The sequence below is a fragment of the Haloarchaeobius ordinarius genome, from assembly GCF_051801355.1.
In the GTDB taxonomy this organism is placed as follows: domain Archaea; phylum Halobacteriota; class Halobacteria; order Halobacteriales; family Natrialbaceae; genus Haloarchaeobius.
Genome location: NZ_CP196560.1, coordinates 1,706,030 through 1,724,827, shown reverse-complemented (window position 1 = coordinate 1,724,827; position 18,798 = coordinate 1,706,030). Strand labels below are relative to the sequence as shown.

Here is an 18,798-nt window from a genome sequence, read left to right as displayed (position 1 = left end):
GGGTTCGGAACCGCGGACGTTTTTCCCTTCCGGTGGCTACGACCGAGCGATGAGTCTCGAACGCGACGCGGCGCTCGACCGGGTCGAAGCCATCCTGGACGCGGTCGAGTCCGGGCCGATGCCGGTTCCGGTGCGAGAGGTGTGGGTGTACGGAGACGTGGCCCTCGGTCTCGACCCCGTCGACCGGCTCGACGTCTATCTCACGAAGGACATCCTGCTCGGCGGCGATGCCTCGCGTGCCGACGAGTTCGAAGCCGAGTACGGCGTCAAGGGCGTCGGCCAGACCGTCCGGACCGAGTGGGCAGACGAGTACCCGGAACACCTTCGGGCGAACGCGAACGGCCACGCCGCCCCGGAGAAGTGTCTCGCGGCGCACCTGCTCGACGACGACGAACCCGTCCATCTGGAGGTGTGCAACGCCAGCTTCGAGGACAACGTCACCCAGCGCCTCGCGGGGGCGAAACGCCGCGAGGACTGGACGACGCTGCTCGACCCCCGTGGTGTCTGCCTGTGGGTCGACGGCCAGCGCAGCGAGGAGGCGATGCGCAAGCTCCGCGAGTCGGAACTGGCCCTGCCGACGCTCTCGCGAGCGCTCGGCATGCTCGGGCTGGAGGAAGGACAGGCGGCCGAGGCCGCAAAAGAACTCCACGCCTGGCGCGACCAGCAGGAGGGCGCGACGGTTCGCGGCGACGTGGTGTAGCGACTGGAATCGATTGCGGACAGGCGACGCGATTCTCCTCGCGAGGCGTCGCGTCGCGCGACCGCTGCCCGCCCCGCGGTGCTTCTCAGACCACGTCGGTCGTGGCCGCGGCATCGTACAAAAACAGTTACCAGCGGCCGGTTACTTCTGGAAGCCCTCTTCGAACCAGAACTTGCCGTCCCGCTGGATGACCTCGCCGTCGACCTCGATGGAGGAGTCCTCGCTCATGTCGACGATCATGTCCATGTGCACGGCTGAATCGTTGCGCTCGTTGTCCTCGCCGACGGTCTCCTCGTAGGCGCGGCCCAGCGCGAGGTGGATAGTGTCGCCCATCTTCTCGTCGAACAGCATGTTGTACGTGAACCGGTCGATGTCGCGGTTCATCCCGATACCCAGTTCCCCGAGACGCTTTGCGCCGTCGTCGGTGTTCAGGGTGGCGGCGAGCACCTCTTCGTTCTTCTCGGCCTCGTACTCGACGACCTCGCCCGCCTCGAAGACGAGTCGGACGCCCGTGACTTCGCGGCCCTGGGCCATCAGCGGCTTGTCGAACAGCACCTCGCCCTCCACGGAGTCGGGCACGGGCGCGGTGAACACCTCGCCGCCGGGGAGGTTGTGCTCGGCGTAGTCGTTCTTCGTGGGGTTGCCGAGGATGGACATTGAGATGTCGGTGGTCTCGCCGGAGACGATACGAACCTCGTCGGCGTCGTCCAGCCGGTCGACGACCTGCTGTTGCAGTTCGCGCTGGGCGTCCCAGTCCTTGTTGATGGCGCCGTAGACGAACTCCTCGTATGCAGGGGTACTCATCTCGGCCTTCTGGGCGTCGCCGGTGGCGGGGAACTGCGTCCCGACCCAGCGTTTCTCCATCACGGCCTCGCTGATGGGTTTGTTCAGCTTCGCGAGCGCCATCGTCTTCTCGGGCGGCACGTCACTCGTCTCGTTCTTGTTCGAGTTCGCCCGGATGCCGATGAGAACGTCGGTCTCGTCGATGAGCGCCTGGAGGTGTTCGGGCAGGTCGAGTTCGTCGGGGTCGACCGCGAGGACGTACTCTCGCATCGCCCGGGGGTCCTGTGTGAGCTGGACCGGCTTCGCACCGACCTTCCCGAGTTTGCCGTAGACGGCCGCGACGAGGTCGCGGGCCTCCGGTGGGCCGGAGACGACGACCGTGTCACCCGGCTGGACGTCCGTGGAGTGTTCGACGATGATTTCTGCGTGTTCCTCGATTCGTGGGTCCATACCGGAGCCGACGGCCGTCGGCGGATTAACGGTTTGCAGAACGACGATTCTGCCTAGGAACTGATATTTTACTCGTGGAAACCGTCCTCGAACCTGAACGTCCCGTTACGCTGTACCACCTCCCCGTCGACCTCGATGTACGAGTCCTCGCTCATGTCGACGATCATGTCCATGTGCATCGCGCTCTCGTTGAGCGGCTGGCCCTCGGGGACGGTGTGGGCGATGGCCTTCCCGATGGCGAGGTGGATGGTGTCGCCCATCTTCTCGTCGAACAGCATGTTGTACGTGAACCGGTCGATGTCACGGTTCATGCCGATGCCGAGTTCACCGAGGCGACGGGCACCCTCGTCTGTGTCGAGAACCGCGGTCAGCACTTCCTCGTTCTTCGCTGCCGAATGGTCGACGACCTCGCCGCCCTCGAACTCGAGCCACACGTCGGTCATCTCACGGCCCTGGGCCATCAGCGGCTTGTCGAACAGCACCTCGCCCTCGACCGAATCGGGCACCGGGGCGGTGTACACCTCGCCGCCGGGGAGGTTGAGTTCGCCGTAGTCGTTAGCGGTGACCATCCCGTCGACGCTCATCCGGATGTCCGTGGTGTCGCCGGAGACGATGTGGACCTCGTCGGCGGGGTCGAGAATCTCGACCATGTTCTCCTGGAACTCGCGCTGTTCGTCCCAGTCCTTGTCGATGGCGCTCCAGACGAACTCCTCGTAGGCGGGCGTACTCATCTCGGCTTCCTGTGCGTTCCCGACGGCCGGGTACTGGGTGCCGACCCAGCGCTTGCCCATGCGCTCCTCGCCGATGGGCTGGTGAGCTTTCCCGAACGCGCTCATGGTCTCTGGCGAGACGTCGCTGCGCTCGTTCGTGTTCTCGTCACCGCGGACGATGATGACGACGTCCGTCTCCTCCATCTGGGCGAGTTGATGCTCGGCGAGTTCGAAGTCGTCAGGGTCTGACGCCCGGAGGTAGGCACGGGTCGCCCGGCCGGACTGCATCGAGAGCGTGGGTTTCGCGCCGATTTCACCCAGTCGCTCGTAGATGGCGACGACGAGGTCCTCGGCGGCGGGCGGTGCGTTGACGATGACGTTGTCGCCGGGTTCGACCGCGACGGAGTGTTCGACGATGATATCGGCGTGACGTTCGATTCGGGGATCCATACCGGACCCGTCTCGGGGTGTGTAAAAAAGCGTTCCCAGAAAGAGTGTTCTGTCCTCACGCTGATGTGTCGAGGCGCTCGGTCGAGACGACCGACCCAGTAGCGTCGAGCGTCGCCCGGAACGTCTCGTCACCCTCCCGTATCTCGATTCGGTACCGGGCCGGGTCCTCGGCGACCTGTTCGGCCGGGGTCTGCATCACCGCCAGCAACCACGGGTACGTCTCGGCCACGTCGATATCGTGGTCGCGGTAGAACCCGACGAGGGTCGGATGCTGGAGGAGACAGATACCGAGTGACGCCTGCGACTGTGCGCCGCACTGCCGGCAGGTCCAAAAGAGCGCGTGGAAGGCGACGTCGTTGGCCTCCTGGTACCGGACCTCGCTCGCGACGTGGCCGTAGCACTCCGGGCAGATGCCCCGGGCGTTCAACAGCACGCGACTGTGGATGAGGTCGACCGAGAACGAGAGCAGTTCCTCGACGGTCCGTCCCCGTGCCGCGGCGGGCGGGACGGTGGTCCGGTAGAGCTGGTGGCCCTCCTCGCAACTGGCGCTGAGCGTTCCCGCATCGAACCGGGCGGTCATCGGCGCGTCACAGATGGGACAGTCGTGGTCGAGATCGACCGGGTCACGCGTCTCGTGTTCGTCGAGGGTTCCCGCGAGGATGGCCGAGGCGACCTGCCGCCCGGCGTAGTTCAACTCGTAGCCGCCGTCGGTCCGTTCGACGAACCGACCACGGAGCTTGCCGAGGTGGTAGTTGAACCGTCCCGAATCGGAGACGCCGACGCGGTCGCGCAGGTCCGAGAACGTGAGCCCGGGGGATTCCGGGTTCTCGCGGCGGGCGGCGACGAGGGCTTCCACGATGGCGACCCGGGTCGGGTCGCTCAGTGCGTCGAACGCCTCGGAGCGGTCACGTTCCCCGGTCACACACGGTCGTCCCGCGGGGACGGACAAAAGGGTACCGTCGACCGGTCGCTCACCGCATCTCGTCGAGTCGGCACTGGCGGTCGGACTGGACCCACGCCTCCGTGTGTCGTGTGTCGTAGATGATGGTCTCCGTCGTCGAGATGTCGAACGCGCGGTATACGGCTTCGTCGGCGGGGTCACCGTGGGAATCCAACGCCATAGACGGAGGTCGGGACGGTATCGACCTGAGTGCTCGTCCTAACCGGTTCGGGTTCGAAAACGAACCGCGACAGGACGCTACGTTTCCCCGACGGTGACGAAGAACGGGACCGTCTCGGTTCGTTCGTACTCGCCAGCCTGCATCTGCTCGATGACGGTGCGGCCCATCTCTCGCCACGCCGACCGGAGGTCGTCGTACTCGGCCGCCGAGAGCGTCTTTCTGAGTTCTCCCTCGTCACTCGCCAGGCCGGCTCCGCTGGCTTTGCGGGTCGCGGCGTCGAGTGCCGTCTGGTCGTAGGGTGGTTCGACCCGCCGGGCGTGGTCGTACCGCCGCGTCCGAACGTCGGTGAGCCCCACCGTGGTGAACAGGTCGCGGGCGTCCGCCCCGAGTGCCACGTCGGTGTCGACGCCCGCCAGGTACGCCTCCCGTGCTCGTGCGGCCAGGTCGGACTCCGCGTCGACCGACGACTCGACCGTGACCAGCCCGTTGTCCGGTTCGACCGCGGCGACTGCACCCCGGGAGACCCGGGCGAACTCGCGGACCGCCGCGGTCGGGTCGGGGAGGTTGATGAGCAGCGCCTGACACACCACGAGGTCGAAACTGTCGTCCGGGAACGGAAGGCGGGTCGCGTCGCCGGCGACGACCGGCGCGACCTCGCAGGCGTAGGTGAGTAGTTCGGTGTCGGCGTCGAGTCCGACGACCTCACCGCTGGTCTCCTCGGCGAGGACCGCCGTCAGCTTCCCCGTCCCACAGCCGACGTCCAGCACCCGCTCTCTGGTGTCGAGTTCGAGCGGGGCGAGGGCGTCGCGGGAATCGGCCCACATCCCTTCCCGGGTCGCATCGAGGTAGTCGGCGTCGAATCTGCGCACGCAACAGTTTGGGGAAGGGATGGCAAAAGCGGGTCGATGTGAGCGTGTCGGTCGGAAAGAACGCGGGTCACGAGACCGGCACGAACGAGATGCCGACCGCGAGGATGGCGAGCATGGAGGCGAGTAACAACAGGGTGGTTCTGAAGGTGAGCATACACAGGGCTACTCTCGACGGTACTAAAGCCGCTCTGCTGGCTGAAAGAACGATTTCAGTCGTCGAATCGACCGGTCAGTCCGCGCGAAGTTCTCTGACGCGCTCGATGTTCCAGGCGAAGCCCTTCCCGTCCTCGGTCGGGGTCTCGAGGACCAGGGGAACGTCTCGAATCAGCTCGTGGTTGATGAACGCGCGCATGCCGTCCTCGCCGATGTAGCCCTCGCCGATGAGGGCGTGTTCGTCCTTGTTGGTCCCGCACTCGTGCTTCGAGTCGTTGAGGTGGACACACTGGAGGTGTTCGATACCGACCACGTCGTCGAATTCCTGCATCGTCTCCTCGACGGCCTCGGGCGAGGACAGGTCGTAGCCAGCCGCGAACATGTGGGCCGTGTCGAGGCACACGTCGAGGTCCTGTTCGGACCGGTCCAGTACTTCCGCGAGGTGCTCGAAGTCGCCGCCGAGTTTGGTCCCGGAACCCGCGTCGGACTCGATGAGGACGGTCACGCCGTCGGGGATGTCGAGTTCGTCGAGCGCGCTCGCGGCGTTGTCGAGGCCACCCTCGACACCGGCCCCGGTGTGCGCGCCGAGGTGGACGTTCACGTACGGGATGTCGAGTTTGTCGGCCGCGTCGACCTCCTTTTGCATGGAGTCGATGGACTTCTCTCGGAGACCGTCCTTGGGGGTACAGAGGTTCACGAGGTACGAGGAGTGGATGACCCACGGCCCCACGTCGTTCTCGTCGGAGAGCTGACGGAACTGCTCGGCCTCCTCGTCGCCGATGTTCGGGTCCTGCCACACCTGCGGGGAGTGCGTGAATATCTGCCCGCAGTTACCGCCGTCTTCGACCTGACTGTCGACTGCATTGTACACACCGCCCGCGATGGACTCGTGGGCACCGACTCGTAGCATACCACAGCGCTAGGACGGATGGAGGAAAGGCGTATCGAAGCAGGACAGTCGGTCGACCGGACCGATTGCGCCCCGGTGACGTGTCGTGTGCCGCGACCGGGCTACTCTGGCGACCCCATCTCGGGGTCCGACACCGCATCGCCGAGACCGTCTTCTCTGGCCTCGTCGAAGTACGCCTCGTCTTCGGCGGTCGCCGCGTCGTGGCTCACGCTGTCCTCCTGTTCGTCGACGATTTCCGTCTCGCCCGTGACCTTCTCGAACAGTGCTGCGGCGTCGGGGGACTCTGATTTCGACATACCCATGCGTACCTGTGCCGCGGTTTTGACCGCACCCCCTACCTAGCTAGGGTCCGTTCGCTCACGGTTCCACGTGTCGCGTCTGTACTTCGCGTCGGCGAGGTCTGCGGCGGCCGCGAGTTCGTCCGCTGTCCACGCGCCCTCGTCCGCCCTCGCCCAATCCTGTAAGGTGTCTTCGAGCGTTCCAACCGCCTCTCCACGGTCGATTCCCGACTGGGCGTGGATGCTGGTCACCCGCTCCTCGAAGCGGTCCCGGTCCGGTTCGCCCGAGAACACCCCGCAGTGCTTCGCGGTCGCGAGGTCGAACGAGAGCGAGCCGTGCTGGATGACGGCCTCGCGCTGGCGGTACTGGGCGTTGCCCGATATCTTCTGGCCGCCCGCGAGCACGTCGTGGGCCGGGTGGATGTCCCGCAGGTAGCACGCCGGCTGGTGGATACTCGGGTAGGTCTGGTCGGCGAAGTCGGCGTCGACGCCCATGTTCGCGAAGGCGTCGAGGATGGGGTCACACAGCAGTTCGTAGCACTCCATCAGGTCGCCCGGCAACTCCTCGGCGGGGGCGACGATGGAGTAGGAGATGTCGGCGTGGTAGTCGTGGTAGATGCCGCCACCACCGGTCTGGCGGCGGGTCACGTCGATGCCCTCCTGCTCGCAGAACGCCCAGTCGACGCTCTCGGGAGCCTGCCCGTAGCCAAGCGAGAGACAACTCGGGTCCCACTGGTACACCCGGATGGTTCGAACGCCGTCCTCCGTCGCCGACTTCGCAGCGATTTCGTCCAGCGCCATGTTGGTCGGGCCGTCCCGCGATTCCTCTCTGATGAGTCGCCACTCCCGTGCCGCGACGTCTGCCATGCGCCGGAGTTCGGCCCCGAGAGGCAAGGCGGTTCCGGGACGACGGGCCCCTGAATCGTGGCGGAGTCAGTAGCGTGGACAGCAGAGTTAGGGTCCTGGCGGTCCCACCCAGCGTCATGCACCTCTCGGTCCTCGGTGGCTCGTTCGAGATAGACGAGACACTCTTCGACGCTCCGCCAGCGACCATCCGCGAGCAAGTCGCCGAGTACGGCCGGGGCGAACGCGACACCTTCGACCTCACCGTCGCCTTCCCCGACACCTTCACCGGCGACGTGATGCGCGCCATGGCGGCGATTCCCTGCGGTGAGACGCGAACCTACGGCGACCTCGCCGCCGAACTCGACTCCAGCCCGGTCGCCGTCGGCCAGGCCTGCGGCCGGAACCCCGTCCCGGTGATCGTCCCCTGTCACCGCGTCGTCGGGACGGACTGGCTCGGTGGCTTCTCGGGCGAGACCGAGGGGGACCGCGTCGACCTGAAACGACGGCTGCTCGAACACGAGGGCGCGATACGTTCGAGGCAGGCTCGGCTGTCAGACGCCTTCTGAGAACCGAACGACACGTCTACGGGCGAAAGTCGAGCGATTGAATACCGTCGCCGCCCCGCTCGGGAGCATGACCGCCGACCGTGAACTCCTCCGCGCCACGCTCGACGTCTGGCACCCGGACTGCTGGGGTATCGAGTCCAGCGAGCAGACGGGTGCGAGCGTGGTCGGCCACGGCGCGGCCACCGACGGCCGGCGCGCCTACGAGCGCTGCACCATCTACGGCGAGTCGTCTGTCCACCTCACCCAGGCGGTCGACGTCGCCCACGAATCCACCTTCATCACGGCCATCGACGACCTCGGCGACAGCCGACGCGCGACACCAGACGCGCCCGCCATGGGACAGGCCGCCCGCGACGTGTTCATCGAGTACGAGGCGACCGACGGTGTCGGCGCGGCGTTCGTCTCCCGCGGCTTCGTCCTCGACAGCCACTACGAGGTCCGGGACGGCCGCGAGACGTGGAACCTGCTCGTCAGGACCAGCCGCGACGAGTTCGGGTGTACCCTCGACTCGATTCGCGAGTCCCTCGACGCCGACATCACCCTCGACCGCCTCGCTCCCGCAGAACAGGCGCCACCGCCGGAGTGCCCGGACACGCACGCACAGGCACTCACCCCGCGCCAGCAGGAAGCCCTCGCGCTGGCCCGACGGCGCGGCTACTACTCGTGGCCCCGCGAAGTGACGGCACGCGAACTCGCGACAGACCTCGGCGTCTCGAAGACGACGTTTCTGGAACACCTGCGCCGGGCCGAGGCGACGTTGCTGGGGCCCGGCGGGCGCCTGGAGTGAAATTCTGCCGAGGGGGTGTTCAGCGCGAGTCGTCGAAATCGCGGCCAGGCCGACTCCCGAGACACGAGACGACGACTGACATCGTCAACATCGAACGACTACCAGCAAACCCGCCCATGGGAGGGCGACCTTGACCACCCTCTCCAGTCACCACCCCGTATGGACGAGCCGACCCCCGACACCGCCCGCCCCGACCTCCAGACCATCGGCATCCTCGGCGGCATGAGCAGCGCATCGACCGTGACCTACTACCAGCGCCTGAACTCGGGTGTCAACGACGCCCTCGGCGGCCACCACTCCGCCGACGTGCTCCTCAGCAGCGTCGACTTCGGTGTGGTCGAAAGCTGCATCCGCGAGGACCGCTGGGACGACGCCGGGGCCTACCTCGCCGAGAAAGCACGCGGCCTCGAAGCGGGTGGTGCGGACTTCGTCATCATGGCGACGAACACGATGCACCGGGTCGTCCCGGCCATCACCGACGCGCTGTCGATTCCCTTCCACCACATCGTCGACGCGACCGCCCACGCGGCCAAAACCGACGGCGTCCACACCGTCGGCGTCCTCGGGACGAAACCCGTCACGGAAGAGCCGTTCTACCGCGAGCGCTTCGACGAGAACGGACTCGACGTGGTGATGCCCGACGCCGAAGGGAGGCAGCTGGTCCACGACGTCATCTTCGACGAACTCACGAAGGGTATCGTCAGCGACGAGGCCCGCGAGGCGTACCTCACCGTCATGGACGACCTGGTCGACCGCGGAGCAGACGGCATCGTCCTCGGCTGTACCGAAATCGAGCTGCTGGTCTCCGACTCTGACTTCGACCGGGTCCCGCTGTTCGACACGACCGACCTGCACGTCCAGCGAGCGTTAGAACTGAGTCTCCCCGAAGAAGCGCCAGTGCCGACGCCCTGAGAAAGGGACGCCCTGATTTTCGGGGTGCTATTCCACGCCGAGTTCGTGCGCCGGCGCGTCGACCACAGCGACGTCGTAGCCGCCGATGCGCTCGCTGCCCACGAGGAATGCCGCACCATCGGGCGCGACGATTTCCACGTCGTCGGGGCCGAAGTTCGTCACCCACGCGTAGCCGTCGCGCTCGGCGACCCGGACCGAGTCGGGGAGCCGGCCGGTGCGGGCGACACCGGCCGCGTCGAGCACGTCGGCCACGAGCGCGTCTGCCAGGTCCGTCTCCGGCCAGACACCGCAGTAGGTGACTCGACCGTCGCCACGGTCGGTCGCGGTGACCGCAGAGCGACCGTCGGCAGTTCCAGTCGTGAACTCGCCCAGGGACTCGGTGTCCCCCGGTTCGAGCCACTCCGCCCAGGTCCGGTAGTCGTACCGTTCGCCCTCGTACCGGAGTTCGGTCGGCACCTGGTCGGGAAGACTCTCGTGCTGGTCGACCGTCGCGCCGGCGAGGTCGGCCAGCGGGCCGGGAGCGGGCGCGTCGTGGAGCTTGTTGTACCGGTCCTTCAGGCCGGTTCGGGCGCCGAGCAGGAGGTGGCCGCCGGACTCGACGTACTCCGTGAGGTGGGTCGCGAGCTCGTCGTCGACGAGGTGGAGCGCGGGCGCGAGGACGGCCTCGTACCCCGAGAGGTCGGTCTCCGGGTGGACCACGTCGGCCTGTACGCCGTGGCGGCGCACGGCTGCGTAGTAGCTCCTGAGGTGCGACCAGTAGTCCCAGTCGGGGCTGTGCGGCTGAATCTCGGTCGCCCAGAGGTTCTCGTAGTCGTGGAGTATGGCAACGGGAGCATCCACGGGGTCGAGGTCGAACAGTTCCTCGGCGGTCTGGACGGCGTCGTGATACCCGCGGTCGGCCGAGCCGTCGGCCTTCCGCAGCCCGGCGTGGTACTGCTCCTGTCCCTCGCGGCAGCGCCGCCAGCGGAAGTAACAGACTGCATCTGCGCCGTGAGCGACCGCGTGGTGCGCCCAGAGCCGCATCGCGCCCTCGCCCGGCTGCGGGGCGTAGGGGGGCCAGTTCACGTCGCCGGGTTGCTGTTCGAGCACCCAGAACGGGGCCTGCTTCGCGCCACGGTAGATGTCGTGGTTCATGCTCACCTCGTCGGGGTCGCCGGCCCGGAGTTCGGGCACGGTGGCCTCGCCCTGCCGGCGGTCCTGGACGAACCCGGTCGGGTACGAATCCCAGCCGAGGAAATCGAGGTCGGGCGCGAGCGAGTAGGCGTCGAGGCTGGCGAAGTCGCCCATGAAGTTGTGCGTGACGAACCAGTCGTCGTTCACCTCTCGAATCAGGTCCGCGTGAAGCCGGTTGTACTCGACCACGCTGTCGTTCGCGAACCGGTAGTAGTCCAGCAGGCGCGAGGGGTGCCGTTCTGCCGGTGAAGGGCGGGGCGGGTCGACAGCCTCGAAGGAGCCGTACTGCTGGCTCCAGAAGGTGTTGCCCCACGACTCGTTGAGGTGGTCGATGTCGGCGTACTTCTCGCGGAGCCAGTCCCGGAACGCGTCGGCGCAGTCGTCGCAGTAACAGCGCACGGTGTCGTGACAGCCGAACTCGTTGTCGGTCTGCCAGCCCGCGACGTGTGGGTTGTCGGCGTATCTCTCTGTGAATTTCCGGACGATGCGCCGCGTCTCGTTCCTGTAGGTCTCCGAGTTGAAGCAGGTGAACCGCCGGCTGCCCCACTCGCGCGAGGTGCCGTCCTCGTCGGCCTGCAGTATCTCGGGATGTTCGTCGACCAGCCACTTCGGTGGCGTGGCGGTCGGGGTACAGAGCACGGCCTGCATGCCGTGCTCACCGACGAGTTCGACCGCCTCGTCCAGCCACGCGAAGTCGAACTCGCCGCGTTCGGGCTCGACGCGACCCCACGAGAACTCCGCCATGCGGACGTACTCGAGGCCGGCGTCGGCCATCTGTGCCACGTCGTTCTCCCAGTTCTCACTGGGCCAGTGTTCGGGGAAGTAACAGACGCCGATGCTCATGTGTTGGAAGTAGAAGTGAATCGCAGTGCGTTCTCGCCGGGCGTGAGGGTGACTCGCGCCACGTCGTCGGTACTAGAATCACACCCGTCGACTCGCCAGCTCTCGGGAGTGGCGACCACGGCGGACTGTGGCTGCTCGGCGGTCAGGTCGACCGTCAGCGTCACGTCGTCGTCCCACTCGACCGCCTCGACCTGCGAGGCCAGCCCAGCCAGATGGTCGGTCCCGAGCAGGTGCGGCCTGTCGTGTGTGGGCGCGAAGTGCACCAGCAGACAGCCGTGTGCCGGGACCTCGCGCCCGACCGGGCCCACGGACGCCTCCTCTCGGAATGCGTCCCACGCTCTCGCGTCGGCTAGCCCGTAATCCGCTGGGTCGACCCGCAGCCGTCGCGGCTCGTCGCTCCAGTTGAAGACGGCCACGGCCCGGCCGCCGTCAGCGTCCCGCTCCGTGACGATTCGGGTCGGGACCTCGGTCTCACCGACGCCCTCGACCCGGCCCGTCTTCACCGGCGGGAGCGAGCGCTCGACCAGTTCACGACCCACGTCTTCGATTTCAGCGACCCGGTCGCTCACGAAGTTCGAGCCGCCGAGCAGTGAGACGATGGCGGCGAAGCTCCGTCGCTCGGCCAGCGAGAGGTCGGTCGTCTCGCGCACGAGCTGGCAGTCAGGGTCGTTCACCCACCAGCGCCGGTGGGTCCACTGCCGGTTGAGCACGTTGCGAATCGCGTTCTCGTGGGCCGGTTCGCTGGCGGGCGTGTTCGCCCAGTGGGGTGCAGTGTCGGGGCCGACACGCATCGCGTCGACCAGCCCGACACTGGGGCCCTGCGGGGCACCACAGCCGAGGACGAAGGTGTCGTCACCGACCGCCTCGCGGATGGTCGCCATACCTCGCCGGTAGGCCTCGGCGCGGGTCGCACCGTCGTCGTACCGGTCGCCGTCGAGGGCGGCCGCGTAGAGGAAATCGAGCTTGAGGTACGAGAAGCCCCAGTCGTCGACGATGGTCGTGAACGTCTCTTCGAGCCACGATTGCACCTCGGGATGGGTCGTGTCGAGGCCGTACATCGGCCCGTGTCGCGCCCCCGCGTCGACCGGCTCGCCGTCTTCGGTAACCAGCCAGTCCGGGTTCGACTGGGCGACCTCTGAGTTCGCCTGCACGTAGAACGGTGCGAGCCAGAGGCCGGGGTCGTATCCCGCCGCGTCCACGTCCTCGACGAGACCGGCCATGTCCTCGAACCCCTCTGCGAGGGTTCGCCAGTCGCCGAAGGCGGTCTGGTAGCCGTCGTCCAGTTGCACGAGGTCGAGCGGGACGCCCCAGTCGGAAATGGCCTCGACGTTCTCGTGGACGGCCGCCTCGGTGACCTCGGTGAAGTAGTGGTACCACGAGCACCACCCGGTGGGAACCCGGTCCGGAACTCGGGCATCCATCCGCGCTGCGGTCGCACCCGCGATGGATTCGATGGCGTCTGGAACCGGGTTCGTCGCGTCGATTCTGAGCGTCGGAAGGCGGAGGCGGCCATCGTGAGTGTCGCTGACGGTCGCCCCGTCGCCGGGACACACCGCCTCGACCCCGTGAACGCCCTCGGAATCACGGTCCACGTCGAACCGGGTGACGAATCGGGAGTGGTCGAGAAAGCCAAGCGTGCAGTCGGGCGACGCCTCGTCGCCGACCAGCGCCGTCAGGTAGTTCGAGGTATTCTCGGGCGCGACCGGGTCGAGCATCATCGGGACGTTGTCGGCCGGTTCCTCGGGGAACGATTCGCCCACGGGAAGCGTCCCGGTGGGGGTCCACGACTGGTAGCCGTGGCGGTAGACGGCCGACTCGGACCCGTAGGCCGGCGCGTCCGCGTCGGCCAGCACTCGGAGGTCACCGAGTTCGGCGGCGCTCCCCGGGAACAGTCGGACCGACACACGGACGTCGACGTGGCCGTCACCGGGCACGAGGTCGACAGTCGTCTGCCAGTCGTCGTCGTGGGCGATGCGGGCACCCTCGTCGGTGTCCGGCACCGGGTCGACCGTAGCCGGTGAGCCAGCGACCGGGGCGACGCCGTCGTCGAGCGACAGGCACAGCATGCCGGAGAGCAGAGTCGTCTCCCCGCCGGCGGTCTCGCGCTGGATGGTGAATCGTCGCACGGACGGGTCGTAGGTGACGGTCGTCTCGCCACCGGTCACGGTCACGCCCGGGCTCATTCGGGGCCTCGCTCGCGGCGCTCGCCATAGTCCGGCAGCATGTCGTCCTGCATCACCTGCGAGCGGCCGCCGTCGGCCAGCACCGACTCACCGGTCATGAAGGCGGCGTCGTCGCTGGCGAGGAAGGCCACCACGCCCGCGATGTCCTCCGGCCTGCCGACCCGGCCGACCGGGTGAATCGAGTTCAGGTGTTCGCGGTACTCGGGGTCCATATCGCCGGTGGTCCGGTCGATGGCGACCCAGCCCGGGTTCACGGTGTTGACCCGGACGTGGGGACCGAAGTCCAGCGCCATTGCTCGCGTCATCCCGTTGATTCCCGCCTTGACCGCGTTGTACGGGAACAGCTCGGGCATCGTCAGGAACGCGTGGTTCGAGGAGACGTTCACGATGGCCCCCTCGTCCATGTACTCGCGGGCGTGCTTCGCACAGAGCCAGTACGACCGGAAGTCCGTCTCCAGGACGAACTCCCAGTCGTCCATCGTCGCCTCGTCGGCCGCCGTGTTCGTCTCGACGCCGGCGTTGTTCACGAGCACGTCGAGGCCGTCGTACTCCTCGGCGGTGGCTTCCACGAGCGCCGCGATGTCGTCGGGGTCGCGCATGTCCGCGCGGACGAAGACGGCCTCGCCGCCCTCGCTCTCGATTTCGGCGACGGTCGCCTCGCCTGCCTCGACCGTTCTCCCAGTGACGACCACGTTCGCGCCCTCGCGGGCGAAGCGTTTCGCGATGCCCTCGCCGATACCGCGGGTGGACCCCGTCACGAGGACCGTGTCGTTCCCGAACCGGCCGCCACCGTCGGGGAGAGGTACGTCGAACGGCATCTCACCACTCCGCGACGCTGCCGTCCTCGTGGCGCCAGACGGGGTTGTGCCAGTTCACGTCGCCTGACTTGGCGCGCACGTGCTGTTCGTCTATCTCGATGCCCAGACCGGGGCCGTCGGGCAGGTCGACGTAGCCATCGTTGTACTCGAACACCGAGGGGTCCGCGAGGTAGTCGAGCACGTCCCCGCCCTCGTTGTAGTGGATGTCGAGGCTCTGCTCCTGGATGAGCGTGTTCGGCGAACAGGCGTCGACCTGGATGCAGGAGGCGAGCGCGATGGGTCCCAGCGGGCAGTGCGGGGCCATCGCCACGTCGTACGCCTCTGCCATGTCGGCGATCTTCTTCACCTCGGTGATGCCGCCGGCGTGGCTCAGGTCCGGCTGGATGACGTCGACCGCACCCGACTCGAACACCTCCTTGAAATCCCACCGGGAGAACATCCGCTCGCCCGTCGCGATGGGCGTCGTGGTGTGGCAGGCGATTTCGGGTAAGGCGTCGTTGTGCTCGGGCAGGACCGGTTCCTCGATGAAGAACGGGTCGTGCGGTTCGAGCGCCTTCGCCAGCCGCTTGGCCATCGACTTCGAGACCCGGCCGTGGAAGTCGACGCCGATGTCGACCTCCGGACCGACGGCCTCGCGGACCGCCGCGATTCTGGCCACCGCATCGTCGACCGCGGCCGGGTTGTCCACCCGGCGCATCTCGGCCGTGGCGTTCATCTTCAGCGCCGTAAATCCCTCGTCGACCTTCTCGGCGGCCGCTTCCGCGACACCCTCGGGCCGGTCGCCCCCGACCCACTGGTAGACGCGGACACGGTTTCGCGCCGCGCCGCCGAGCAGTTCGTACACTGGCGCGCCGAACTGCTTGCCCTTGATGTCCCAGAGCGCCTGGTCGATGCCGGCGATGGCGGACATGAGGATTGGCCCACCGCGATAGAAGCCACCGCGGTACATCGTCTGCCAGTGGTCCTCGATGGACGAGGGGTCTTTCCCAAGAAGATACGTATCCAGCAGTTCCTCGACCGCGGCCCGGACGGTGTGGGCCCGCCCTTCGACGACGGGTTCACCCCAGCCGACGGTCCCGTCGCTGGTCTCCAGTCGCAGGAACAGCCAGCGCGGCGGGACCTCGTACAGTTCGTAGTCGACGATGCGCATCTACCGACCACCCTCCGGGGCGTACTGCCCCACTTCGACGTCGGTCTCGTCCGTCTTCGTCTTCAGCGCGTCACCCGTGCGGGGGTCGAACAGGTACAGCGACTCCTCCTCGAAGTCGAGTGTCACCGTCTCGCCCGGACTCGGCCGGAGCGCGCTCGCGATACGTGCCGTCAGTTCGATGTCTGCCAGTTCCATGTACAGGAAGTTCTCGTTACCCATCGGTTCTACGACCGTCACCTCCGCGTCGTTGCCCGGTCCGTCCGTGAGCCGGAGGTCCTCGGGGCGGACGCCCAGCCGGACCTCGTCGTAGCCCTCGACCCACGAGTCGTCGTCCAGTTCGTAGGTGAAGCCGCCGGGACCGCGCAGAGTCGACCCGTCGACCTCGGCGGTGAGCAGGTTGATGCTCGGCGAGCCGATGAAGTCCGCGACGAACTCGTTCGTCGGACTGCGATACACCTCCTCGGCGCTCCCGACCTGCTGGAGGACGCCGTCGTTCATGATGGCGATGCGGTCACCCATCGCCATCGCCTCCGTCTGGTCGTGAGTGACGTACACCGTCGTCACGTCGAGGTCGTGTTGCAACTCCTGCAACTCGGTCCGCATCTGCGCCCGGAGCTTCGCGTCCAGGTTCGACAGCGGCTCGTCCATCAGGAACACCTCGGGCTCGCGGATGATGGCGCGCCCGAGAGCGACCCGCTGTTGCTGGCCGCCCGACAGCTCCTTGGGCTTCTTGTGCAACAGGTCGGAGATGCCGAGCATCTCCGCGACCCCGTCGACCTTCTGGCGAATCTCCGCCGAGGACAGCTCGGTCGAGAGCTTCAGGCCGAAGCCGATGTTCTGGCGGACGTTCATGTGCGGATAGAGCGCGTAGTTCTGGAACACCATCGCGACGTCGCGGTCGCGGGCGCGCTTCCCACTCACCTCCGTCTCGTCGAAGTATATCTCGCCGCTGGTCACGTCCTCCAGTCCGGCGATGGTTCGCAGCGTCGTCGTCTTGCCACAGCCCGAGGGGCCGACCAGCACGAGGAACTCACCGTCCTCGATGGTGAGGTCGATGTCCTCGACGGCCACGATGGTGCCCTCTTCGTCGTTCTCGAACTCTTTGCGTACCGTGTCGATATTGATCGTTGCCATGGTTACTCTTTCACCGAACCGGCCAGGATGCCGCTCACGAAGTACTTCTGTAAGAACAGGAACAGCAGGAATATCGGGATGATAGAGAGCCCTGCTGCGACCATTATCTGGTCGTAGTACACGCGCTGTGCGCCGACGAGGTCGCTGATGGCCACCGGGATAGTGTACTTCTCCTGTCCGAGGATGACCAGCGGGAACAGGAACAGGTTCCACTGGAACAGGAACAGGATGATGGCCAGGGCGGCCAGCGAGGACTTCATCGTCGGGAGTGCGATACGGTAGAACAGCTGGAACTCCGTCGCGCCGTCCATGCGTGCGGACTCCAGCAGTGCGTCCGGGATGGAGCGCATGTTCTGGCGCATCAGGAAGATGCCGAGGGGGTTCGCCGCCCAGGGCAGGATGATAGCCCAGTAGGTGTTGGTCATGCCGATGCGCGACATCAGCAGGAACAGCGGGATGACCAGCAACTGGATGGGCAGGATGAGCGTCGCCAGAATCGTATAGAAGATCGGTTCTTTGTACTTGAATTCGTACTTCGCGAAGGCGAACCCGCCCATCGAACAGATGACCAGCGACAGCAGCGTGTACACCACGCCGATGAAGACGCTGTTCCCGATGGCACCCACGAAACCGAGCTGGAACCCGTCGAATCCGGGGATTAACGTGACCCGAACAGGGGTTCCGCCGACGTTGAACGCCAGCACGAACTCCTTGAGCTTCAGGAAGTATATCTCGCTCGTGCGCTCCTGGAGGGCGGCGAAGTTGCTCAGGAACTCCCCGCCGGGAAGCAGACTCGGAGCGCTGCCCGCCGCGAGGAACGCCTCCTCCTTGAGGGTCGAGGCGACCACGATCCAGTACAGCGGGACGATGGTCACGACGACCGCCACGAGCAGGAACAGGTAGGTGACGACCTTCCAGGCGAACTCGCGCTGGGCTTCTTGCTCACTCATCGCTATCACCGCCGACTTTTATCTGGACGACCGAGAGGACGCTGACGACGGCGATGAGTACCCACGTCAACGCGCTCGCGTAGCCCAGCTGGAACTGTTTGAACGCCATCTGGTAGATGTACTGGACGATGGTCCGCGTGGCCTCCGCCGACGCCCCGGCCTGGCTCACGATGAGCGGCTCGGAGAACAGCTTGAACGTGCCGATGGTCGAGGTGACGACCACGAACAACAGCACGGGCTTGAGCTGTGGCAGGGTCACGTACCGGAACTTCTCGATGCGGTTCGCGCCGTCGATTTCGGCGGCCTCGTACAGCTGTCGCGGGACGTTCTGCAGGCCCGCGAGCAGGATGATCATGTTGTAGCCGGTCCAGCGCCAGGTGACCGCCCCGACGATGGTCATGCGCGACCAGAAGTCGTTCTGGAACCACGGGATTGGGTCGATGCCGACCGTCCCGAGCATGAAGTTCACCAGTCCGGTCTCCTGCATGAGCAGGACGAACACGGTCGCGTACGCGACGAGGTTCGCCGACACCGGCAGCGCCAGCAGCGTGCGGAACAGCCCGCGAGCCCTGACGAAGGCGGCGTCCAGTGCCACCGCGAGTGCGAGCGCGATGACTATCATCAGCGGGACCTGGACGACCAGGATGAACACCGTGTTGTACATCGCCTGGTGGAACTGCCCGTCAGAGAGCAACCGCCCGTAGTTCGCCAGGCCGACGAACTTCAGGTCGGCGATAGCGGTCAGGGTGAACTGGTAGAACCCGAAGTCGAACGTGAGCAACGCGTCCCCACCCACGCTCTGGAACTCGAAAAAGGAGAGGTAGAGCGTGTAGACGATGGGGAACGCGAGGAACACGCCGAACAGGAGGAAGAAGGGCAGCAGGAAGAAGTACGGCACCCCCGGCAGCTCCGGCAACGTGCGCGTCAGCTGCTGGCGGCGCTTCCTGAAGGCGTCCACGACGGTCTCCCGCCGCGATGCCTGCCGCTCGTCGACATTTGTTTCGAATGACAT

General features: G+C 66.5%; 19 protein-coding genes. 4 read left to right on the top strand and 15 right to left on the bottom strand.

Features of this window, described 5'->3' with window-relative positions:
- Positions 1-49 precede the first annotated feature (49 nt).
- A complete protein-coding gene (locus tag ACSC1R_RS08960; RefSeq protein ID WP_439025403.1) occupies positions 50-700 on the top strand; it encodes a DUF7095 family protein in 651 nt (216 codons plus the stop codon).
- A gap of 141 nt (positions 701-841) precedes the next feature.
- On the opposite strand, the gene ACSC1R_RS08955 is transcribed toward ACSC1R_RS08960, so the two are convergent.
- The 8 genes from ACSC1R_RS08955 to ACSC1R_RS08920 form a co-directional block, all read right to left on the bottom strand.
- Positions 842-1,933: an aminopeptidase gene (locus ACSC1R_RS08955; protein WP_439025402.1), complete on the bottom strand. Its 1,092-nt coding sequence runs from the start codon at positions 1,931-1,933 to the stop codon at positions 842-844.
- Positions 1,934-2,001: 68 nt separating this feature from the next.
- Complete coding sequence (locus ACSC1R_RS08950; RefSeq protein WP_439025401.1) at positions 2,002-3,093, bottom strand: aminopeptidase; 1,092 nt, start codon at positions 3,091-3,093, stop codon at positions 2,002-2,004.
- A 55-nt stretch (positions 3,094-3,148) separates the two neighbouring features.
- A complete protein-coding gene (locus tag ACSC1R_RS08945) occupies positions 3,149-4,015 on the bottom strand; it encodes an ArsR/SmtB family transcription factor (protein ID WP_439025400.1) in 867 nt (288 codons plus the stop codon).
- 49 nt (positions 4,016-4,064) lie between these two features.
- Positions 4,065-4,214: a hypothetical protein gene (locus ACSC1R_RS08940; protein WP_439025399.1), complete on the bottom strand. Its 150-nt coding sequence runs from the start codon at positions 4,212-4,214 to the stop codon at positions 4,065-4,067.
- Between the two features lie 77 nt (positions 4,215-4,291).
- Positions 4,292-5,083: a class I SAM-dependent methyltransferase gene (locus tag ACSC1R_RS08935; protein ID WP_439025398.1), complete on the bottom strand. Its 792-nt coding sequence runs from the start codon at positions 5,081-5,083 to the stop codon at positions 4,292-4,294.
- A gap of 229 nt (positions 5,084-5,312) precedes the next feature.
- Positions 5,313-6,146, bottom strand: a complete 834-nt coding sequence (locus ACSC1R_RS08930; RefSeq protein ID WP_439025397.1) for a deoxyribonuclease IV — start codon at positions 6,144-6,146, stop codon at positions 5,313-5,315.
- A gap of 101 nt (positions 6,147-6,247) precedes the next feature.
- Entirely contained in the window at positions 6,248-6,442 is a 195-nt protein-coding gene (locus ACSC1R_RS08925; RefSeq protein ID WP_439025396.1) for a hypothetical protein, read from the bottom strand.
- 42 nt (positions 6,443-6,484) lie between these two features.
- Entirely contained in the window at positions 6,485-7,291 is an 807-nt protein-coding gene (locus ACSC1R_RS08920) for a lipoate--protein ligase family protein (protein ID WP_439025395.1), read from the bottom strand.
- 116 nt (positions 7,292-7,407) lie between these two features.
- On the opposite strand from ACSC1R_RS08920, the gene ACSC1R_RS08915 reads away from it, so the two are divergent.
- From ACSC1R_RS08915 to ACSC1R_RS08905, 3 genes are all read left to right on the top strand, one after another.
- Complete coding sequence (locus ACSC1R_RS08915) at positions 7,408-7,836, top strand: methylated-DNA--[protein]-cysteine S-methyltransferase (protein ID WP_439028697.1); 429 nt, start codon at positions 7,408-7,410, stop codon at positions 7,834-7,836.
- Positions 7,837-7,903: 67 nt separating this feature from the next.
- Positions 7,904-8,623 (top strand): helix-turn-helix domain-containing protein, encoded by a 720-nt coding sequence (locus ACSC1R_RS08910; protein WP_439025394.1) that lies wholly within the window; start codon positions 7,904-7,906, stop codon positions 8,621-8,623.
- A 159-nt stretch (positions 8,624-8,782) separates the two neighbouring features.
- Positions 8,783-9,535, top strand: coding sequence for an aspartate/glutamate racemase family protein (locus ACSC1R_RS08905; RefSeq protein ID WP_439025393.1), 753 nt, complete (start codon positions 8,783-8,785; stop codon positions 9,533-9,535).
- Between the two features lie 27 nt (positions 9,536-9,562).
- Here the strand turns inward: ACSC1R_RS08905 and ACSC1R_RS08900 are convergent, their stop codons facing one another.
- The 7 genes from ACSC1R_RS08900 to ACSC1R_RS08870 are packed head-to-tail and all read right to left on the bottom strand — an operon-like array spanning position 9,563 to position 18,798.
- Complete coding sequence (locus ACSC1R_RS08900; RefSeq protein WP_439025392.1) at positions 9,563-11,551, bottom strand: beta-galactosidase; 1,989 nt, start codon at positions 11,549-11,551, stop codon at positions 9,563-9,565.
- Positions 11,548-13,734 carry an alpha-galactosidase gene (locus ACSC1R_RS08895; protein ID WP_439025391.1) on the bottom strand — a complete coding sequence of 729 codons (2,187 nt, stop codon included), beginning with the start codon at positions 13,732-13,734 and terminating at the stop codon, positions 11,548-11,550. Before ACSC1R_RS08895 ends, ACSC1R_RS08900 begins: the two co-directional genes overlap by 4 nt.
- On the bottom strand, positions 13,731-14,552 hold the full coding sequence (locus ACSC1R_RS08890; RefSeq protein ID WP_439025390.1) for an SDR family NAD(P)-dependent oxidoreductase: 822 nt from the start codon (positions 14,550-14,552) through the stop codon (positions 13,731-13,733). Before ACSC1R_RS08890 ends, ACSC1R_RS08895 begins: the two co-directional genes overlap by 4 nt.
- A gap of 1 nt (position 14,553) precedes the next feature.
- On the bottom strand, positions 14,554-15,702 hold the full coding sequence (gene dgoD, locus ACSC1R_RS08885; RefSeq protein WP_439025389.1) for a galactonate dehydratase: 1,149 nt from the start codon (positions 15,700-15,702) through the stop codon (positions 14,554-14,556).
- Positions 15,703-16,836: an ABC transporter ATP-binding protein gene (locus tag ACSC1R_RS08880; RefSeq protein WP_439025388.1), complete on the bottom strand. Its 1,134-nt coding sequence runs from the start codon at positions 16,834-16,836 to the stop codon at positions 15,703-15,705.
- A gap of 2 nt (positions 16,837-16,838) precedes the next feature.
- Positions 16,839-17,786: a carbohydrate ABC transporter permease gene (locus ACSC1R_RS08875; RefSeq protein ID WP_439025387.1), complete on the bottom strand. Its 948-nt coding sequence runs from the start codon at positions 17,784-17,786 to the stop codon at positions 16,839-16,841.
- Positions 17,779-18,798 (bottom strand): carbohydrate ABC transporter permease, encoded by a 1,020-nt coding sequence (locus ACSC1R_RS08870; RefSeq protein WP_439025386.1) that lies wholly within the window; start codon positions 18,796-18,798, stop codon positions 17,779-17,781. Before ACSC1R_RS08870 ends, ACSC1R_RS08875 begins: the two co-directional genes overlap by 8 nt.

Bases quoted from the DNA above. Each gene is read 5' to 3' on its own strand.
- ACSC1R_RS08960 (WP_439025403.1), top strand. From the start codon at position 50: ATGAGTCTCGAACGCGACGCGGCGCTCGACCGGGTCGAAGCCATCCTG.
- ACSC1R_RS08955 (WP_439025402.1), bottom strand. From the start codon at position 1,933: ATGGACCCACGAATCGAGGAACACGCAGAAATCATCGTCGAACACTCC.
- ACSC1R_RS08950 (WP_439025401.1), bottom strand. From the start codon at position 3,093: ATGGATCCCCGAATCGAACGTCACGCCGATATCATCGTCGAACACTCC.
- ACSC1R_RS08940 (WP_439025399.1), bottom strand. From the start codon at position 4,214: ATGGCGTTGGATTCCCACGGTGACCCCGCCGACGAAGCCGTATACCGC.
- ACSC1R_RS08930 (WP_439025397.1), bottom strand. From the start codon at position 6,146: ATGCTACGAGTCGGTGCCCACGAGTCCATCGCGGGCGGTGTGTACAAT.
- ACSC1R_RS08925 (WP_439025396.1), bottom strand. From the start codon at position 6,442: ATGTCGAAATCAGAGTCCCCCGACGCCGCAGCACTGTTCGAGAAGGTC.
- ACSC1R_RS08920 (WP_439025395.1), bottom strand. From the start codon at position 7,291: ATGGCAGACGTCGCGGCACGGGAGTGGCGACTCATCAGAGAGGAATCG.
- ACSC1R_RS08915 (WP_439028697.1), top strand. From the start codon at position 7,408: ATGCACCTCTCGGTCCTCGGTGGCTCGTTCGAGATAGACGAGACACTC.
- ACSC1R_RS08910 (WP_439025394.1), top strand. From the start codon at position 7,904: ATGACCGCCGACCGTGAACTCCTCCGCGCCACGCTCGACGTCTGGCAC.
- ACSC1R_RS08905 (WP_439025393.1), top strand. From the start codon at position 8,783: ATGGACGAGCCGACCCCCGACACCGCCCGCCCCGACCTCCAGACCATC.
- ACSC1R_RS08900 (WP_439025392.1), bottom strand. From the start codon at position 11,551: ATGAGCATCGGCGTCTGTTACTTCCCCGAACACTGGCCCAGTGAGAAC.
- ACSC1R_RS08895 (WP_439025391.1), bottom strand. From the start codon at position 13,734: ATGAGCCCGGGCGTGACCGTGACCGGTGGCGAGACGACCGTCACCTAC.
- ACSC1R_RS08890 (WP_439025390.1), bottom strand. From the start codon at position 14,552: ATGCCGTTCGACGTACCTCTCCCCGACGGTGGCGGCCGGTTCGGGAAC.
- dgoD (WP_439025389.1), bottom strand. From the start codon at position 15,702: ATGCGCATCGTCGACTACGAACTGTACGAGGTCCCGCCGCGCTGGCTG.
- ACSC1R_RS08880 (WP_439025388.1), bottom strand. From the start codon at position 16,836: ATGGCAACGATCAATATCGACACGGTACGCAAAGAGTTCGAGAACGAC.
- ACSC1R_RS08875 (WP_439025387.1), bottom strand. From the start codon at position 17,786: ATGAGTGAGCAAGAAGCCCAGCGCGAGTTCGCCTGGAAGGTCGTCACC.
- ACSC1R_RS08870 (WP_439025386.1), bottom strand. From the start codon at position 18,798: ATGTCATTCGAAACAAATGTCGACGAGCGGCAGGCATCGCGGCGGGAG.